Annotated in this window: 19 protein-coding genes; 10 read left to right on the top strand and 9 right to left on the bottom strand. The window is 65.3% G+C overall.

What is annotated here, in order from left to right:
• Positions 1-8 precede the first annotated feature (8 nt).
• Together GRI68_RS08465 and GRI68_RS08460 are read left to right on the top strand one after the other, a co-directional pair.
• Positions 9-947, top strand: a complete 939-nt coding sequence (locus GRI68_RS08465) for an MlaD family protein (RefSeq protein ID WP_160616847.1) — start codon at positions 9-11, stop codon at positions 945-947.
• Positions 948-958: 11 nt separating this feature from the next.
• Positions 959-1,573, top strand: a complete 615-nt coding sequence (locus tag GRI68_RS08460) for an ABC-type transport auxiliary lipoprotein family protein (protein ID WP_234028747.1) — start codon at positions 959-961, stop codon at positions 1,571-1,573.
• Between the two features lie 8 nt (positions 1,574-1,581).
• Here the strand turns inward: GRI68_RS08460 and GRI68_RS08455 are convergent, their stop codons facing one another.
• The 6 genes from GRI68_RS08455 to crcB are packed head-to-tail and all read right to left on the bottom strand — an operon-like array spanning position 1,582 to position 5,345.
• Entirely contained in the window at positions 1,582-2,277 is a 696-nt protein-coding gene (locus GRI68_RS08455) for an ATP12 family chaperone protein (RefSeq protein WP_160616846.1), read from the bottom strand.
• Between the two features lie 10 nt (positions 2,278-2,287).
• The gene (locus GRI68_RS08450; protein ID WP_160616845.1) at positions 2,288-2,524 is read right to left on the bottom strand and encodes a hypothetical protein; all 237 of its coding nucleotides are present in this window, start codon (positions 2,522-2,524) and stop codon (positions 2,288-2,290) included.
• Positions 2,517-3,173, bottom strand: coding sequence for an HAD-IA family hydrolase (locus GRI68_RS08445; RefSeq protein ID WP_160616844.1), 657 nt, complete (start codon positions 3,171-3,173; stop codon positions 2,517-2,519). The genes GRI68_RS08450 and GRI68_RS08445 overlap by 8 nt, the downstream gene beginning before the upstream one ends.
• Complete coding sequence (locus tag GRI68_RS08440) at positions 3,170-3,775, bottom strand: FMN-binding negative transcriptional regulator (RefSeq protein ID WP_160616843.1); 606 nt, start codon at positions 3,773-3,775, stop codon at positions 3,170-3,172. The genes GRI68_RS08445 and GRI68_RS08440 overlap by 4 nt, the downstream gene beginning before the upstream one ends.
• Entirely contained in the window at positions 3,775-4,956 is a 1,182-nt protein-coding gene (locus tag GRI68_RS08435) for an RluA family pseudouridine synthase (RefSeq protein ID WP_160616842.1), read from the bottom strand. Before GRI68_RS08435 ends, GRI68_RS08440 begins: the two co-directional genes overlap by 1 nt.
• A complete protein-coding gene (gene crcB, locus GRI68_RS08430) occupies positions 4,953-5,345 on the bottom strand; it encodes a fluoride efflux transporter CrcB (protein ID WP_160616841.1) in 393 nt (130 codons plus the stop codon). Before crcB ends, GRI68_RS08435 begins: the two co-directional genes overlap by 4 nt.
• Before the next feature lie 219 nt (positions 5,346-5,564).
• Here crcB and rpsU point away from each other — a divergent pair, with 219 nt between their 5' ends.
• The 8 genes from rpsU (at position 5,565) to GRI68_RS08390 (ending at position 12,562) form a co-directional block, all read left to right on the top strand.
• Positions 5,565-5,771: a 30S ribosomal protein S21 gene (gene rpsU, locus GRI68_RS08425; RefSeq protein WP_160616840.1), complete on the top strand. Its 207-nt coding sequence runs from the start codon at positions 5,565-5,567 to the stop codon at positions 5,769-5,771.
• An 81-nt stretch (positions 5,772-5,852) separates the two neighbouring features.
• The gene (locus tag GRI68_RS08420) at positions 5,853-6,434 is read left to right on the top strand and encodes an FKBP-type peptidyl-prolyl cis-trans isomerase (RefSeq protein ID WP_160616839.1); all 582 of its coding nucleotides are present in this window, start codon (positions 5,853-5,855) and stop codon (positions 6,432-6,434) included.
• A 168-nt stretch (positions 6,435-6,602) separates the two neighbouring features.
• Positions 6,603-8,330: a DUF4153 domain-containing protein gene (locus GRI68_RS08415; protein ID WP_160616838.1), complete on the top strand. Its 1,728-nt coding sequence runs from the start codon at positions 6,603-6,605 to the stop codon at positions 8,328-8,330.
• Positions 8,331-8,390: 60 nt separating this feature from the next.
• Positions 8,391-8,693, top strand: coding sequence for an Asp-tRNA(Asn)/Glu-tRNA(Gln) amidotransferase subunit GatC (gene gatC, locus GRI68_RS08410; RefSeq protein ID WP_160616837.1), 303 nt, complete (start codon positions 8,391-8,393; stop codon positions 8,691-8,693).
• A complete protein-coding gene (gene gatA / locus GRI68_RS08405) occupies positions 8,690-10,177 on the top strand; it encodes an Asp-tRNA(Asn)/Glu-tRNA(Gln) amidotransferase subunit GatA (RefSeq protein WP_160616836.1) in 1,488 nt (495 codons plus the stop codon). The genes gatC and gatA overlap by 4 nt, the downstream gene beginning before the upstream one ends.
• The gene (gene gatB, locus GRI68_RS08400; RefSeq protein WP_160616835.1) at positions 10,174-11,673 is read left to right on the top strand and encodes an Asp-tRNA(Asn)/Glu-tRNA(Gln) amidotransferase subunit GatB; all 1,500 of its coding nucleotides are present in this window, start codon (positions 10,174-10,176) and stop codon (positions 11,671-11,673) included. The genes gatA and gatB overlap by 4 nt, the downstream gene beginning before the upstream one ends.
• On the top strand, positions 11,670-12,104 hold the full coding sequence (locus tag GRI68_RS08395; protein ID WP_160616834.1) for a hydrogenase: 435 nt from the start codon (positions 11,670-11,672) through the stop codon (positions 12,102-12,104). The genes gatB and GRI68_RS08395 overlap by 4 nt, the downstream gene beginning before the upstream one ends.
• Complete coding sequence (locus GRI68_RS08390; RefSeq protein ID WP_160616833.1) at positions 12,101-12,562, top strand: tRNA (cytidine(34)-2'-O)-methyltransferase; 462 nt, start codon at positions 12,101-12,103, stop codon at positions 12,560-12,562. The genes GRI68_RS08395 and GRI68_RS08390 overlap by 4 nt, the downstream gene beginning before the upstream one ends.
• Here the strand turns inward: GRI68_RS08390 and GRI68_RS08385 are convergent.
• The 3 genes from GRI68_RS08385 to GRI68_RS08375 form a co-directional block, all read right to left on the bottom strand.
• A complete protein-coding gene (locus GRI68_RS08385) occupies positions 12,532-13,887 on the bottom strand; it encodes an ABC1 kinase family protein (RefSeq protein WP_160616832.1) in 1,356 nt (451 codons plus the stop codon). The genes GRI68_RS08390 and GRI68_RS08385 overlap by 31 nt on opposite strands.
• An 88-nt stretch (positions 13,888-13,975) precedes the next feature.
• Positions 13,976-14,281, bottom strand: a complete 306-nt coding sequence (locus GRI68_RS08380; protein ID WP_160616831.1) for a hypothetical protein — start codon at positions 14,279-14,281, stop codon at positions 13,976-13,978.
• 70 nt (positions 14,282-14,351) lie between these two features.
• Positions 14,352-17,252, bottom strand: coding sequence for a M16 family metallopeptidase (locus GRI68_RS08375; RefSeq protein WP_160616830.1), 2,901 nt, complete (start codon positions 17,250-17,252; stop codon positions 14,352-14,354).
• Positions 17,253-17,312: the final 60 nt, after the last annotated feature.

Raw genomic sequence — 17,312 nt, 5'->3', positions numbered from 1 at the left:
GCTAGGGCATGGAAACCAGGGCAAATTACATCTGGGTCGGGGCGGTTACGCTGGCATTGCTGGCGGCGCTGGCGCTCGCCATCGTATGGCTCGCCCAGCTTGGCGAGGGGCAGAAGAAGGAATACGACATCTTCTTCCCGCAAAGCGTCGACGGCTTGGCGATCGGCTCTCCGGTCTCGTTCTCGGGCGTCGCCGCGGGCGAGGTCAAGCAGATCGAACTGTGGCCCGAAGACCCGAGCAAGGTCCGCGTGCGGATCGAGGTCAAGGAAGACGTTCCGATCCGGCAGGGCACCGAGGCCTTCGTCCAGGGCAGCTTTACCGGCGTATCGACCATCCAGCTGACCGGGGCGCAGAAGAACACGCCCCAGATCACCAAGCTCGGCCCCGAAGGCAAGCCGGTGATCCCGCCGCGCCAGGGCGGCCTCGGCGCGATCCTTTCGAACGCGCCCGAAGTGCTCGAAAAGCTCTCCACGCTGACCGAGCGGCTGAGCGAGCTGCTCAATTCGGATAACCAGAAGAGCCTCGCGGGCATTCTCGAGAATACCGAGCGCCTGTCGGGCAGTGTCGCCGATCAGGCACCGCGCATCTCCGCCACGATGGCGGAGCTCGACCGGACGCTGGCCGCCGCCACGGGCGCGCTGGAAGAATTCCAGAACGTCGCGGCATCGACCGACAGCTTCCTCAAGAATGACGGCACGAAGCTTTCGAACGAACTGACCGCCACGCTCGCGCGGTGGAAACAGTCGGCCGATACGCTCGACGAGACCCTGTCCAGCGTGCAGCCGGCGGCCCGCCGTGTGAACGAGACTACGCTTCCCGCTGCCGAAGCCGCGATCAAGGATTTGCAGGCGACCACGCGCGCGCTGCGCCGCCTGACCGAGCGGATCGAGGAGCAGGGCGCTACGGGCCTGATCTCGAGCCCGCCGCTGCCGGATTACGAACCATGAGGAATGCGCCGATGCGCCCGACGACACTTCACCGCACCGCGCGCCGCACCATGGCGGCCGGCGCTTGCGCCATGCTGCTCGGTCTTGCCGGCTGCATCAGCTTCGGCGACGATCCGCCGCCGACCCTGTTCTCGCTGACGGCGGACAATCCGGCTCCGGCCGAAGCCTTCGAGGGCACGGTCGAGAACGCGATTCTCGTCAACGAACCGTCGACCAGCGCCGAACTCGCCGTGTTGCGTGTGCCGGTGCAGATCGACGCGTCGAATGTCGCTTACGTGAAGGATGCGGCGTGGGTCGAACGGCCTTCGCGCCAGTTCCGCGCGTTGCTGGCCGAAACGCTCCGCTCGCGCAGCGATCGGCTGGTGTTCGAGGACGACGCGCCCACTTCGACCGGATCGTGGACGCTCTCTGGACGGTTGAACCGGATGGGCTACGACGCGCAGGCGCAGGCCGTGATCGTTCAATACGATGCGATCTCACGCAATGGCGACGGTCCCGCCCGCGCACGCCGGTTCGAGGCACGGGTCGATGGTGTGGCTCCGGAGGCCGAATCGATCGGTCCGGCACTGAATCAGGCGGCCAACGACGTGGCCGGACAGGTCACCAGCTGGATGATCGGCGGCTGAGCGGTTCGCTAGCCGCGCACCAGTCTCGTAAAATCGAAAGCCGCCTTGAAGTCGTCGCGCCGCTTGGCGCGGCGGGCTTCGGCTTCCTCGTCCTTGCCCCACAGATCGGCCTGCCAGCCTTCCTCGAGCTCGGCCGCATCCCATAGCGCATCGGCATCGGCTTCGTCCTCACGCGCCGCGAGCGCGATGCAGAGCGAGGCCGCGAGCGCCGTCATCGTTTCGACGCCCACCAGTTCGAGCGGATCGAGCGTCATGAGCCGCTTGCGCAAGGCTGCCATCGTCTCGTCGGAGGGCGAGCGGTGGACGATCCCGCTCACCCGTTCGAGCTTCACGCGTTCGCGATCCTCGACCCCGGCGACGAGCGGCTCCCACAGCTCCTGCTGACGCTTGAACAGCGCATCTTCGGGATCGGCGCGGTAACACAGCGTGTCGGTTTCGGCGTAGCGCAGCACGGTATCGACCGTTCGCTCGGGCTCTTGCGCGACATGATCGATCGCATGGTCGACGAGATCGCGATGGTAGAAACCGGCCGGATTGATCGTGTCGCCCTGTCGCGCCCATTCGTCCGCGAGTGAGTCGCCCAGTTCGCGGGAGGCTACGATTTGCGCTTTGCCACCCTGCGTCTTCACCGCGCGTCCATCGAGCGCGACCTGCCAGCCGCCATCGACGCTGCGGAGTTCCGCTTTTTCGTAAAACCGCTTCATCGGTCGAGCCTCATTCGGGGGGCGTGCGATAGCGCCGTGCGAGGATCAGCGGGAAGACGAAGAAGTCGAAAATGCCGAACACGACCAGCAGCCAGCCGATCGATTGCTGCATATCGATCCGGCCCGCCACGATCAGCATGCCGAGCACGATCAGCACCGCGCCGACCAGCCGGTTGGTGGCGATCATGAAGTGGTTTCGCCGCGCCCGCGCTTCGACGGCCTCGGCTTCGTCGCGGGGGTTATCCATCGAGCAGATCCTTCAATTCCTGTGCGGAGGTGGCGATCGCCTCGGCCCCGGCATCGAGCAGTTCTTCGGGCGCGTGGTAGCCCCAGTCGACGCCGATCGCGCGGGCGCCGACCTGCGTAGCCATCGCGATATCGTAGCTGGTGTCGCCGATCATCGCGCAGGTCTGCGCATCGCATTCGCGCATCGCTTCGCGCAGCATCGTCGGATCGGGTTTGGACGGGTTGCGATCGGCGGTCTGAAGCGAGCTGAACAGATGCGTCAGCCCGTGGGTTTCGAGCGTGTGCTTGAGGCCGCGATGCGATTTGCCGGTCGCGACGGCGAGGCACCAGCCTTCGTCTTTCAACGTGTGGAGCAGCTCCGAAATCCCGTCATAGAGCGGCTCGACCACGGCATTGCGTTCTCGCGCGGCGCGAAACGCATTCTTGTAGGCTTCGACCAGCTCGGCGCGCTGTTCGAGGTCGGCATCGGGAAACAGCGTCAGCATGGCGCTGGGCAGGCTGAGGCCCACCGAACGGCGGGTTTCCTTGGCATCGGGCACAGGCATGCCGAGCGCCTTGCAGGCGGCTTCCATGGCCTCGACCACGGCGGCCTGGCCATCGACGAGCGTGCCGTCGCAATCGAACACGGCTAGACGGACGGTATCGTTCACGAGGGCAGGCTCCGCATCAGATGGGCAATGGCACCGGCGCCCTGTTCATCGAGCCGGTCGGCGATATGGGCGCGGGTTTGGTCGGGCTTGCCCTGGTGAAGTTTCATCGTTTCGCGCCAGGCCATGACTTCCATTTCAAAGCCGACGATGCCGCGCAACAGTTTGTCGACATAGGCGGGATCGGCCTCGGCCATGCGCCATGGCTCACCGCCCTCGATCCGCGCTTCGTTGCGTGTGGTCAGTTCTTCCAGGTGCGCGCGCAGGCCTTCGTCGGCCATGCGCCGCACCGGGCCTTCCATCTCGACCGCGATGTAATCCCACGTGGGCACCTGTTTGGCGGGCTCGTCGTACCAGCGGGCCGAGACATAGCTGTCCGGCCCGTTGACCAGCGCCAGTGCGGTTGCCCCTTCAAGATGGCGGGTGATCCCGTTGGCGCGCGCGACGTGGAACTGGATCGCGCCGTCGCGGGTCGAGACGATGGGTACATGCGCCACACGGGGGCCATCGGGGGTCGAGGCGAACAGCATTCCGAACCCGACCTGGTCGACGATATCCTCGAGCAGCGCCCGGTCGGCGTGGCGGTAGGCGGGGTTGGGGTGCATCAGCGCCGCCCTTTGTTCGCCGGCCCCTTGCCCTTGGGACCCTTGGCGCCGGGTTTGCCGCGTGCCGGTTTCTTCTTCTTGACCGGGTTGCTCGTCACGCGCGAACGACGCTCGCCGCGTCGGGCCTTGCGATATTGCTTGGCGTGGGCGCGGGCCTTGGCCTTCTTGGTCTCTTTCGTGGGCGCGGGCGGCGACCAGTCCATGATCTCCTCGCCCAGCGACAGGTCGAAGCCGAGCGACGTCATCGTCTGCGCGAAGTGATCGGGCAGCGGCGCGACCACGTCGAGCTTTTCCTTGCGGCCCGGATGATCGATGATCAGGCGGCGCGCGTGGAGGTGCATCTTGCGGCTGACCTGACCGGTCAGCATCGCGTCGGAGCCGCCATATTTGCCGTCGCCCACGATCGGGTGCCCGATCGCTTCCATATGCGCGCGCAACTGGTGGGTGCGCCCCGTCAGCGGGTGAAGCTCGACCCAGGCGGCCTTGTTGCCCGCGCGTTCGATCACGCGGTAGCGGGTCTTGGCCGGCTGCCCCTCGGGATCGTGGTGCATCTTCTCGCCATGCGAGCCGGGCTGCTTGGCAAGCGGGGCGTCGATCATCCCCTCTTTCTCTTCGGGCACGCCGACGACCAGCGCCCAGTAGACTTTCGTCGCGCTGCGCCCGGAAAAGCGCCGCGAGAAATAGCTCGCGCTGCCCGGCGTCGCCGCGATCAGCAGCACGCCGCTGGTATCCTTGTCGAGCCGGTGGACGAGGCGCGGGCGCGGATCATCCTCTTCGTCGCGATAGGCATCGAGCAGGCGATCGACATGTTTGGTCATGCCGGTGCCGCCCTGCGTGGCGAGGCCCGGCGGCTTGTTGAGCACGATCGCGGCGCGGTCGCGGTGGATCACCATATCCTGCGCCTGCGACTTCTCGTCCTCGGTCAGTTCGACCCGGCGCGGTCCCTTGCGCTTGGGATCGCGCCCGCCCGGCGGCACGCGGATTTCCTGCCCGGCGGCGATTCGGTCTTCCGGCTTGGCACGACCGCCATCGACCCGGACCTGCCCGGTACGCGCCCAGCGCGAGACGGTGGCAAAGCCGATCTGCGGCAGGTGCCGCTTGAACCAGCGATCGAGGCGGATGCCATCGTCGTCGGCATCGACCTTGTAAGTGCGTACGTCGTTCTGGTCGTTCGGGCTCATGCGCCTGCCTTCAATCCGATGAACAGCGCGGCCATGCCCGCGAGCACCGATCCGCCGATATAGAGTGCTGCGAGCCCCGCCTGACCGCGCTCGATCAGAAGCACGCTTTCGAGGCTGAACGCACTGAAGGTGGTGAACCCGCCCAGCAGGCCGACGCCCAGCAGCAGCCGCCAGTGCTCGCTCCCGAAGCCCTCGGTCGTCCCGTGGCGTGCCAGCCAGCCTGCAAGAATGCCGATTGCCATGCTGCCGATGATGTTGGCCGCGAAGGTCCCCCAAGGCAGGGCAGGGCCGGCGCCGATCGCGCGGCCGAGCCAGTAGCGCGCAGCCGCGCCCGTCCCGCCGCCCAGGGCGACGAGTGCTGTTGCAGTAAAGGGAGTGGGCATGGCCATTGCGTTGCCCTATAGCCTAGCCTGCCGCCGCGTCACCCCCTGCAAACGCCCTGAGGGCGCTCGGGGGCCGGTTTGGCCTTGCAATTTGGTGGGGCAGTGCCTATTTGCGCCCCCGCATTGCCGATTTCCGGAACGGATTCGGCTATCTTCTCGTTGCTTAGATGGAGGCGCAACCCACCGAAGTGGGCTCTCGCCCGATTAGTGAGGTTGTTGAATTTTATGCAGATCATCGTTCGCGAAAACAATGTCGACCAGGCCCTGCGCGCGCTCAAGAAGAAGCTGCAGCGCGAAGGCGTGTATCGCGAAATGAAGCTGCGTCGCCACTACGAAAAGCCGAGCGAAAAGCGCGCCCGCGAAAAGGCTGCGGCCGTGCGCCGTGCCCGCAAGCTCGAGCGTAAGCGTATGGAACGCGACGGCATCAAGTAAGATCGGGTTGCGAGACAATCCAAGCTAAGCCATGAGGGCGCGGAGCATTCCGCGCCCTTTGCGTATCAGGACGATATTTTCATGACCGAAGTCACCCGCGTGCCGCTGCAACCGATCGCCAAGGGATCGCTGGCCAAGCTCTGGATCGGCGTCATCGTCGCCGTGCTGATCGCCGCCGGCCTCGCCTGGGCCGCGCAGCCGAAGGGCGTGTCGCTCGATACGTTGGCCGAAGGCACCGGCGCTACGCCGGAAGAAGGCCAGGTCGTGTTCGTCGATTACGTCGGCACGCTGCCCGATGGCTCCGAGTTCGACCGGTCGCAGCCGCTTCCGATTCCCGAATCGATCGTGCCCCGCGGCACGCCGATCCTGGTCGAGGAAGGCGCGGCCATTCCCGGCTTCATCGAAGGGCTCAAGCAGGTTCGAAAGGGCGGCAAGTACAAGCTCTTCATTCCGGCCGATCAGGCCTATGGTGCGGAACCGCCCGAAGGTTCGCCGATCCCCGCCGATAGCGATCTGACCTTCGAAATCGAAGTGGTCGACATCCTCGATCGCGCCGATGTCGAGCAGCGCTTCGCCGCCGCGCAGCAATACATGATGGCGCAGCAGCAGGGCGCTGGCGAGGGCGAAGGCGCTCCGGCTCCCGTCCCTGCACCGGCCCAGTAACTTCGGCCCAGTAACTTCGGCCCAGTAACTTCGGCCCAGTAACTTCGGCCCAGTAACTTCGGCCCAGTGACTTCAGCGTAGCCAACGCGAATTCGCAGAGACCCATTCTCCCCATGACGGGGAGGGTGGGCTGCGCTAGGCATCGTCCTGCCAAGGGGAGGACGGGCGATGGACGATATTGCGACGACACGGCGAATCACCGAGTGGGACATGCGCCCATGGGCCTTGGCCGCGCTGCTCGGCGCGGCGGGACTGCTCGTCTACATCCTGACCGACGGCTACGAAGATAGCGGGTTCCGCTCCGCGCTCGCGGCGCTGGTCACAGCCGGCGCGATCGCCTTTGCCTTCACGCTCGATCGCGACCTCTGGAAAGCCCCGGCGATCTTCGCCGCCATCGTCGGCCTGGTCCTCGGTGGGCTGGTGTGGCGCGCGGTGGGGCAGGGAGACGACCTCGCGGCCAGCCAATACGGCATCATGGCGGGCTTGCTCGCCGCCGGGCTATCGCTGCCGCTGTTCCAGGCGGGCTTTCACCATCTGCGCTGGCGGACGTCCTATCCCGAAACGCATTACCACGCCTGGACCGATGCGATCAGCGTCGGCGGTTCCTTCGCTTTCCTGGGCCTGTCGTGGATCGTCCTCTGGCTGGTCGCGCGGTTGCTCGACCTCGTCGGCATACCGCTCGACGAATTGATCCAGCAAGACTGGTTCGGCTGGACCTTCTCGGGCGCGGCCTTCGGCGCGGCGTTGGGCGTGTTGCGCAACCAGCTGAAGATTCTCGGCACGCTGCAATCGCTGGTGATGACGATCTTCTCGCTGCTCGCCGTTCCCCTGGCGCTGGCGGTGGTCCTGTTCCTCGCCGCGGTGGTCGTTTCCGGGCCGAGTGTGCTGTGGGATGCGACCGATAGCGCGACGCCGATCCTGCTGGCGATCGCGGCGGGCAGCTTCCTGCTCGTCAACGCGGTGATTCGCGACGATGCGGCAGGCATGACGCCCAGCCCGGTGTTGCAAGTGGCTGCGCGCATCCTCGCGCTTGGGGTGCTACCGCTGACGGTGTTCGCCGCGATTTCGATGGGCGTGAGGATCGACCAGTATGGACTGACGCCCGAACGGCTGTGGGGCCTTGCCGCCGCGGTCGTCGCGGTCGCCTATGGCACGGCCTATTTCGTCGATGTGGTGCGCGGCTGGAAGGGCGGGTGGTCGGCGCTCCTGCGTGGCTCCAATCTCAAGCTCGCGGTGGGGACCGCGGTCTATGCTCTGGTGCTGGCGCTGCCGATCCTCAATTTCGGCAGCCTGTCGACCGCGAACCAGGTCGCGCGGCTGGAAAGCGGCGCGGTGCCGCCGCAGGAATTCGATTTCGACGCCCTCAAATGGGATTTCGGTGAGCCCGGGCGCGAAGCGCTGGCGGGGCTGGCGGAATCTTCCGAAACACGAATCGCCACTCTCGCCAAACAGGCGCAGGCGCGCAAATCGAAACCATGGCGCTATCGCCGGGGTCCCCATCCGGATCGCGAGCGCAAGCTGGCCAAGAAGCGCCGCGACAATCTCACCATTGATGGTGGCTCCGAGGCCCAGCGCACTATACTTGCCGCTTGGGTCGGTGATTCCCGCCGGGCCTGTTACGACAAATGCCGCGCAATTTTCCTCGGGCCACTCGATGGCGGCACGCATGTCGCCATGGTTACGCAGGGTTCGCTGCAACACCTTCTGATAGCGGATGAAGGCACGGTTCGCCGCTTGTACAATTTTGGCGGATTGCTCCGGCAATCCGATGAGCGGGAAGGGCCGGTCGCGGTCGATGTCCCCGACCTTCCGCAAGACGGGGAAACCGAAATCCGCCCCTACACCGGGCGCCAGCTTTATATCGACGGCAAGCCGGTGGGAGATCCGTTCGAATAGGGCGCACCGACACGCTCATGCCCGCTTGATGCTGCGGCGCGGCAAGGCTAGTGCGGGGCCATGTCCGTAGACACGAAACAGGTGGCGAAAATCGCCTCGTTGGCGCGCATCGCGATGAGCGATACCGAATGCGAGAAGATGGTGCCCGAACTCAACAACATCCTCGACTGGGTCGAACAGCTCGGCGAAGTCGATGTGACCGGCGTCGAACCGATGACGGCGGTGATTCCCAACCACCAGCGCCTGCGCGACGACGTGGTCGATGCCGATCCCAAGACGGGCGGCAACCGGCGCGACGACGTGCTCGCCAATGCACCCGTCGCCGAACACGGCTTCTTCGGCGTACCCAAGGTGATCGAATGACCGAACTGACCCAACTCGGCATCAAGGCCATTCGCGATGGCGTGGCGGGCGGCGATTTTACCGCGCGCGAAGTGGGCGAGGCGTTCAACGCCGCCGTCGCCGCGTCCGATCCGCTGAATGCCTTCCTCGTCAAGACGCCCGAGCGCGCGCTCGAAGCCGCAGACCGGATCGATGCGAAGCGCGCCAAGGGAGAAGACCTCGGCTCGATGGGCGGCGTGCCGATCGGCATGAAGGACCTGTTCTGCACCGACGGGGTCGAGACCACCGCAGCCAGCGCGATCCTCGGCGGGTTCACGCCGCGCTATGAAAGCACCGTCTCGCAGAACCTGTGGGATGCCGGCGCGACCATGCTGGGCAAGCTCAACATGGACCAGTTCGCGATGGGTTCGTCGAACGAGACCAGCGCGTTCGGCAATGTGATTTCGCCCTGGCGCAAGAGCGATGGCGGCAATGCCGCTATGTCGCCCGGCGGCTCTTCGGGCGGGACGGCGGCCGCAGTCTCGGCGAGGCTGTGTCCGGCGGCGACGGGGACCGATACCGGCGGCTCGATCCGCCAGCCTGCGGCCTTCACCGGCATCACCGGGGTCAAACCGACCTATGGCCGCTGCTCGCGCTGGGGCACGATCGCGTTTGCCTCCAGCCTCGACCAGGCCGGACCGATGGCGCGCGACGTTGCCGATTGCGCGATCATGCTCGGCGCGATGGCAGGCTTCGATCCCAAGGATTCGACCAGCCTCGATATGCACGTGCCCGATTGGGAAGCGGCGCTTTCGGACGACCTCTCCGGCAAGCGCGTGGGCATCCCGCGTGAATACCGGATGGACGGCACCGACAGCCAAATCCTCGACAGCTGGGAGCAGGGCAAACAGTGGCTCAAGGATGCGGGCGCCGAGATCGTCGATATCTCGCTGCCGCACACCAAATACGCGCTGCCCGCCTATTACATCATCGCCCCGGCCGAAGCCTCGTCCAACCTCGCGCGCTATGACGGCGTGCGCTACGGCTTGCGCGATCTTCCCGATGGCGCCGGTTTGCAGGACATGTACGCCGCCACCCGCGCGGAAGGCTTCGGCGACGAGGTGAAACGCCGCGTGATGATCGGCACCTACGTGCTGAGCGCCGGTTTCTACGACGCCTATTACACGCAGGCGCAGAAGGTCCGCACGCTGGTGGCGCGCGATTTCGAGCAGGCGTGGGAAAAGTGCGACGTGATCCTCGCGCCCACCTGCCCCACCGCGAGCTTCGCACTCGGCAGCCTCGATGACGATCCGCTGACGATGTATCTCAACGACGTCTTCGCGGTGCCTGCTTCGCTCGCGGGTCTGCCCGCGATGAGTGTGCCGTGCGGGCTGAACGGCGACGGCCTGCCGCTGGGTCTCCAGCTGGTCGGCAAACCCTTCGACGAGCAGGGCGTGCTGAACGCCGGGCTGGCGATCGAGAAGCGGGCCGGGTTCTCCGCCCAGCCGGAGCAGTGGTGGTCATGAGCAAATACACAATTCAGGGCGCAACGGGCGAGTGGGAGGTCGTGATCGGCCTCGAAGTCCACGCGCAGGTCACTTCGGACTCGAAGCTGTTTTCGGGCGCCTCTACCCAGTTCGGGTCGGAGCCCAATTGCAACGTCAGCCTCGTCGACGCGGCGATGCCGGGCATGCTGCCCGTGCCCAATCGCGAGTGCATCCGCCAGGCGGTGCGCACCGGCATGGCGATCGAGGCGCAGATCAACGCGTGGTCGCGGTTCGACCGCAAGAACTATTTCTATGCCGATCTGCCGCAGGGCTATCAGATCTCGCAGCTCTATCATCCGATCGTGGGCGAGGGGCAGCTGGTGATCGATGCCGACGAGAAGGCTGGCATCGCGCAAGACAAGGTCATCGGGATCGAACGCATCCATGTGGAACAGGACGCGGGCAAGCTGATGCATGACCAGCATCCGACCATGTCTTATGTCGATCTCAATCGCAGCGGCGTGGCGCTGATGGAAATCGTCTCGCGCCCCGATATGACCTCGCCCGCAGAGGCCGGGGCCTATGTGCGCAAGCTGCGCTCTATCCTGCGCTATGTCGGCTCGTGCGACGGCAATATGGAAGAAGGTTCGATGCGCGCCGACGTCAACGTCTCGGTCCGCAAGGTCGGCGATAGCGAACTGGGCACCCGCACCGAAACCAAGAACGTGAACTCGGTGCGCTTCGTCCAGCAGGTCGTCGAATACGAGGCGCGCCGCCAGGTAGACGTGCTCGAGGATGGCGGGACCGTCGATCAGGAAACGCGCCTGTTCGATCCGGGCGCTGGCACCACGCGCACCATGCGATCGAAGGAAGACGCGCACGATTATCGCTACTTCCCCGATCCCGACCTGCTCCCGATCGAGCTGGAAGACGCTTTCCTCGAGGAATGTCGCGCGTCGCTGCCCGAACTCCCCGATGCCAAGCGCGCGCGCTACACCGGCGAGCTGGGTCTGACGGACTACAACGCCCGCGAACTGACCGCCGAGGTCGAGACCTTCGCGCGCTTCGAAACGCTGCTCGATGCCACCGCCAAGACGATCGGCAAGGATGCCAAGGCGGTTGCCACGCAGGTCGCCAACTGGGCGCTCTCGGTCGCGCCCGGCGTGATCAAATCGCTGGGCGACGAGGCCGATCCGGCCAACGCCACTGCCGAACGCCAGGCCAGCATCCTCGCGATGCAGGACAAGGGCGAGATTTCGGGCGGCCAGGCCAAGGAAATCTACGAAATCGTGCTGAAGCAAGGCCGCGAGCCCGACGAGATCGCCGAGACCGAAGGCCTCAAGCAGGTCTCCGACACCGGCGCGATCGAGGCCGCGATCGACGATATCCTTGCGGGCAACCAGGATAAGGTCGAACAGTACAAGGGCGGCAAGGACAAGCTGTTCGGCTTCTTCGTCGGCCAGACGATGAAGGCGATGCAGGGCAAGGCCAACCCGGCGGTGGTCAACCAGATCCTGAAGGACAAGCTGGGGTGATCGAACCGGCGCTGCCGCCGTCAGCGCGATCGCTCGCGATTGTCGGCGCTGCGCTGTTTCTCGCAGGGCTGCTCCAAGGGGCTGCGGTCGATCTGTTCGCCAATCCCCGGATGGCGCTCTCCGCACACCTCGACGCCGTCCAAAGCGGCGTAGCCGTTATGGTCGCTGCGCTTTTCTGGCCAAGGGTTCGCTGGAATGCGCGAACCGAGATTGTCGCGCGCTGGACGCTAGCCGCAGGGATGGTCGGCCTGTGGTTGGGGATCACGCTGGCTGCGACCACCGGTGCCAGCGAAGCGCTACCGATGGCCGGCGCCGGTTATTCTGCCGCCCTCATCGCAGAGAATGCGGTGACGACAATCATCGTCTCGTCGAGCGCAGCGCTGACGGTCGGCTGGGCATTGTTCCTGATCGGCCTGATCCGCGCGCGATGACCTCCATCGTTCTCGTCCACCCGGAAATCCCCGGTAATACCGGCGCGGTGGGGCGCACCTGCGTGGCGCTGGATATGGAGCTGGTGCTGATCCACCCACTCGGGTTCGAGATTTCGGACAAGCGGCTGAAGCGATCGGGGCTCGATTACTGGCAGCATATCCGGCTGGCGGAATTCGCGAGTTGGGAGGCGTTTCTGGAAGAGCGCGCGCCGCGTGACGACCAGATGTTCCTGTTCGAGGAATACGCGCCGCGCAGCTTTTACGAGCCCGCTTATCCCGACGATGCCTATCTCGTGTTCGGTCGCGAAACCAAGGGGCTGCCGCAGGCGATCGTCGATGCGCACGGTACGCAGATGGTGAACCTGCCGATGCGAAGTGACAAGGTCCGCTCGCTCAACCTTGCGAACACGGTTGCGGCGGCGGCCTATCAGGCGATGCGCGGGTCCTTGTCGAGATAGGGGCGGGCGAGGCCGCGGATATCGACCCGGGCCTTGAAGCGCGCAGCCAAGAGCGCGGTGCCGCTGATCTTGCGCTGGACGAAGATCGTTTCGGCAGGCGGCAGGTGCCAGGTTGCACGGTCGGTCGCCATGTCCATGCCCTGCTCGCGCAGCACCTGCACGAAGGCGCGGTCTCCGAAATCGAACGGCCCTTCGCGGGTCATCTCTGCGATCACGATGTCGATCATATCGTCGAGCGCTTCGCGATGGTTGGCGAGCACGCCGGGGCCGACGAAGCCCGCATCCACCGCCGCCGCGCGCACGGCATCGCGATCCTTTGCTAGCCCGGCGGCGAACAGGCGGCGATAGCTTTCGGCGATGGCCGGGGCGATATCGCGCGTGGCCCCGAAATCGAGCAGCACGAGTTTGCCGCTGTCGGGCTGGTAGCGATAATTGGCGAAGTTCGGATCGGTTTGCATCACGCCGAATTCGAACAATTCGCGCAGCAGCAGCGCGATCAGTTCGGCCATCGCGCGATCGCGGATCTCCTGCGGCTCGTCGTCGAGCGTTTCGATCGGCCTGGCCTCGACAAAGTCCATCACCAGCACGCGCGGCGTGGTGAGTTCGGCAATCGAGCGCGGAACCACGTAGCGATCGTCGCCCTCCAGCCGATCGGCGTAAAGGTCCATCTGCTCGGCTTCGCGCAGATAGTCGGCTTCCTCGTGCAATTGCCGCTTGGCCTCGTCGAGCAGCGGGGTGAGGTCGAGTTCCTTGGGCACCAGGCCCGAAATCCGCAGCAGGCTGGTGACGTTGTCGACATCGCTGTCGATGCTCTCGCGCACGCCGGGATATTGCACCTTGATCGCGACCTCGCGACCATCGGGCAGCACCGCACGGTGGACCTGGCCGATCGAGGCGGCCGCAATCGGCGTGGCGTTGAAGCTCTTGAACCGGTCGCGCCAGCCTTTGCCCCACTCGCCGTCGAGCACGTCGCGCAATTGCGGCGGCGGCATGCGATGCGCCTGCGACCGAAGGGCGGAGAGGATCTCGGACAGTTCGGGCGGCAGCATGTCGCCCGCATCCATCGAGATCATCTGGCCCATCTTCATCGCCGCGCCGCGAAGGTGCGAGAGCTGGTCGGTCAGCCGGCGCGCATTGCCCGGCGTCAGGAGCAGGTCGCGCATCTTCGGGCGCTCGCCGCGCGCCAGACGGCGGGCTCCTTCGCCCAGCAATCCGCCTGCGACGCCGCCCGCCAGCTTGCCGAACGCGCCCAGTCGGGATGCGCGCCCGCTCGGCACCTTGCGATAGCGGGCTTTGTCTGCGGGATCGGTTTCGTCGTCAGCCATGAGGCCTAGATAGGGACGCGAACGGGCACGAAAAAGGCCGCCGGATCGCTCCGGCGGCCTCTGTTCGTATTTACGCGGAGCTGGAAAATCAGCCCTGGCGCTCACCGGTGAGCGGCATGTCGCCGAACGCGCCGGCATTGACGGTGCCGGTCATCTGGTCACCTTCGACATTGGCGGTGCAGTTCAGCGTCATCGGCATCGGGACGGTCATGTCCATCTTCCAGTTCAGCGTGTCGCCGTCGATGGTGCCGTCCTTGACGTCCATCGAGCCCATGCCGCCGGCCATCGAGCCGGTGAAGGTCTTGCCATCGTCGCCCGGGACGACGGTGAAAGTGCCGCTCTGGTCGCCCATCGGGCTCTTCACGACGGTGTTGTAGGTTCCGGCTACGGACATTGAAAATCTCCTTGATTGCTTTGTGCCGCTCTCTTCGCGGCAACTTACATTTATGTCAATTGGCGGGCGCTTACTGTTCCATCTCGCGCACTTCGACCGGGAGACCCGTCTTTTCGAGCTGCGGGAGCACGACCTCGGCATCGCCGACCACGACATAAACGATGTCGTCATAGACGAAGTTCCGGGCGGCGACGTCGGCAATGGCCTCGGCACTCAGCGCGCGATACTTGTCGGCGATCGTTTCGTAGTAATTGTCGGGGCGGTCGTACTTCACGATGTTGACGATCCCGCCAAGCACCGCGCCCGAGGTTTCGAACTGGCCCGGAAGCTCGCGCACATTGCCGTTGACCGTGCGCTCGAGCTCGTCTGCCGTCACGCCGTAATCGCCCACGAAGTTGGTCACTTCCTTTTCCAGTTCGAGGATCGAGTCGCCGGTGCGATCGGCCTGGACCTCCGCCTGGATGATGTAGGCGAGGCGATCCTTGCTGCTGCTGACCGACGAACGCGAGCCGTAGGACCAGCCCTTGGTCTCGCGAAGGTTCATGTTAATCCGCGAGAGGAAGCTGCCGCCGAGCACTTCGTTCGCGGCATAGAGCGTGGTGTTGTCGTCCGATCCGCGATTATCGAGCACCCGGGCACCGAGGATCACCGATTGCGGCGAATTCGGGCGGTTGATGAGCACGATGCGCGCATCGGGTGCCGGGATCGGAGCATCGAAGTTCTTGGTCGGGGCAGGAGTGGCCGGAGCCTTCCAGTCGCCGAACGAGGCTTCGAGCAGGCGAACGGCTTCGGCCAGCGTAGTGTCGCCGACGACGAAGACCTGCGCATTGTCCGGACGGATCCAGGCATCGTGCGCGGCTTCCAGCGTGGCCGGCGTTGCCACTTCCACCGCTGTCGCATCGCCGAGGCCGGAGCCGGGAATGCCATAGGGGTGGTCGCCATAGACGATCTGCGACAGCGCACGGTAGCCAGCTGCACCCGGGCTCTTTTTTTCCGCAGCGATCCGGTTCAGTTGCTGGGCGCGGACGCGGCCCAGGTCATCCGCCCGGAATCCGGGGTTGCGGATGAAATCGGCCAGCAGGTCGAGCGACGGCGCGAGCCGGGTCGACAGGGCGGAAAGCTGGAAGCTGGTATCGTCGAGATTGGCAAAACCGTTGATGCTGGCGCCGAGCCGCTCCTGCGCGATCGCGAACTGCGTCGCATCGAGCGTCTTCGTGCCTTCATCCATGGTCTGCAGCATCAGCGACTGGACACCCATCGCATCGCGGCTGTCGGCGGTGTAGCCGGCATCGAAGACGACCCGCACCGAGACTTTCGGCACCGCGTCGCGGCGCGCGAAATAGACCTGCATGCCGTTCGAGAGCGTGGCGCGCTCGATATCGGGGAAGTCGAGATCAGTCAGCTGGCCGACGGCGGGCAGCTGCGAGCGATCCTGATAGCTGGTCGTACCCAGCTCTTCGGGATTGCAGTATTCCGGGTTGCAGTAATATTCGAGCGGCGCGGCGTTCAGGCCCATGCCCGTGGTATCGGTGAAGGCACCACCGCGGTTTTCGCCGCCTTCGGTGCGCTCGCCCGGCTCGACCACAAGCGCGAAGCGCGGCTTGGCGAGCCATTTCTGCACGACCGAGCGAACGCTGGCGGGCGTGGCCGCGACCAATTGTTCGAGCTGCTTGCGATAGTGGCCCGGATCGTCGTGATAGAGCTCGCCTTCGGCCAGGGTCACGGCCTTGCCGCCGAACCCGCCGACCGATTCCAGCCCGCCGAGCGCGCCCGAAACGATCGAGGTCTTCGAGCGGGCGAGTTCGTCTGCGCTCGGTCCTTCGGCGATGAACTTGGCGACTTCCTCGTCGAGCGCGGCTTCGAGCGTGGCGCGTTCGACGCCGGGCTTGAGGTCGGCTTGGACGATGAACACGCCGGCATCCTCGTTGGTCCAGGCCCAGCTCGAGACAGAGACCGCGAGCCCCTTGCCGCGCACCAGCGCGTTGTCGAGGCGCGAACTGGCGAGGCCGCCGAGCGTGGTCTGCGCGAGGCTCAGCAAGGTGCTGTCGGCGGAGGTCTCACCGGGGATCGGCCACATGCGGAAGATCCGCGTGGTCGAAACCTGGTCCTTGATGATCTTTTCCTTGTCCGCCGCAAGCTGCGGGACGGTGATTTCCGGATCGACCACATCGTCACCGCGCGGAATCGCGCCGAACCACTTGGCAACCTTCTCCTTGGCGGTGGCGACATCGATGTCGCCTGCCAGCACCAGCACGGCGTTGTTGGGGCCGTAATGGTCCTTGAACCAGTTCTTCACATCTTCGAGCGAGGCGGCGTTGAGATCGTCCATCGATCCGATGGTCGAGTGGAAATAGGGATGGCCGCGCGGGAAGATGTTCTCGTTCACCTCGTAGCGCAGCAGGCCATAGGGCTGGTTGTCGCCCCGGCGCTTCTCGTTCTGGACGACGCCGCGCTGGTTATCGAGCTTCTCCTGCGTCACCGCACCGAGCAGATAGCCCATGCGATCGCTTTCGAGCATCAGCACGCGGTCGATCGCGGCAGTCGGAACGGTTTCGAAATAATTCGTGCGGTCGGCATTGGTGGTGCCGTTGAAGCCGGTCGCGCCGACTTGCTGGAGCGGTTCGAAGAAATCGCCATCGGCGTTTTCCGAACCGTTGAACATCAGGTGTTCGAACAGGTGGGCGAAACCGGTCTTGCCCTTGGGTTCATGCTTGGAGCCGACATCGTACCAGACCGAGACCGCGACCAGCGGGGCCTTGCGATCGGTGTGGACCACGGTGGTCAGCCCATTGGGGAGCGTGAAGACATCGTACGGGATGCGGACCTCGTCGACGAGCTCGGCAAGGTCGCTGCTTTGGCTGGTCGCCGCGGGAGCGGTGGTGGGTGCCGCAGTCATCGCGGTGTCCCCGGTCGTCGCACAACCGCTTACAGCGAATGCGGCGATGGCAAGGATGCTGGCCATATTCTTCATCGATTTCTCTCCTGCGCGGCGACCATCTGCCGCCTGTCTATCACGTCTCGCGCGCGACCC

It is taken from the genome of Alteriqipengyuania halimionae (assembly GCF_009827575.1).
GTDB classification, from domain to species: Bacteria; Pseudomonadota; Alphaproteobacteria; order Sphingomonadales; family Sphingomonadaceae; genus Alteriqipengyuania_A; species Alteriqipengyuania_A halimionae.
The sequence above is the reverse complement of the archived record's forward strand: the minus strand, read 5'-3'. Positions and strand labels throughout refer to the sequence as shown.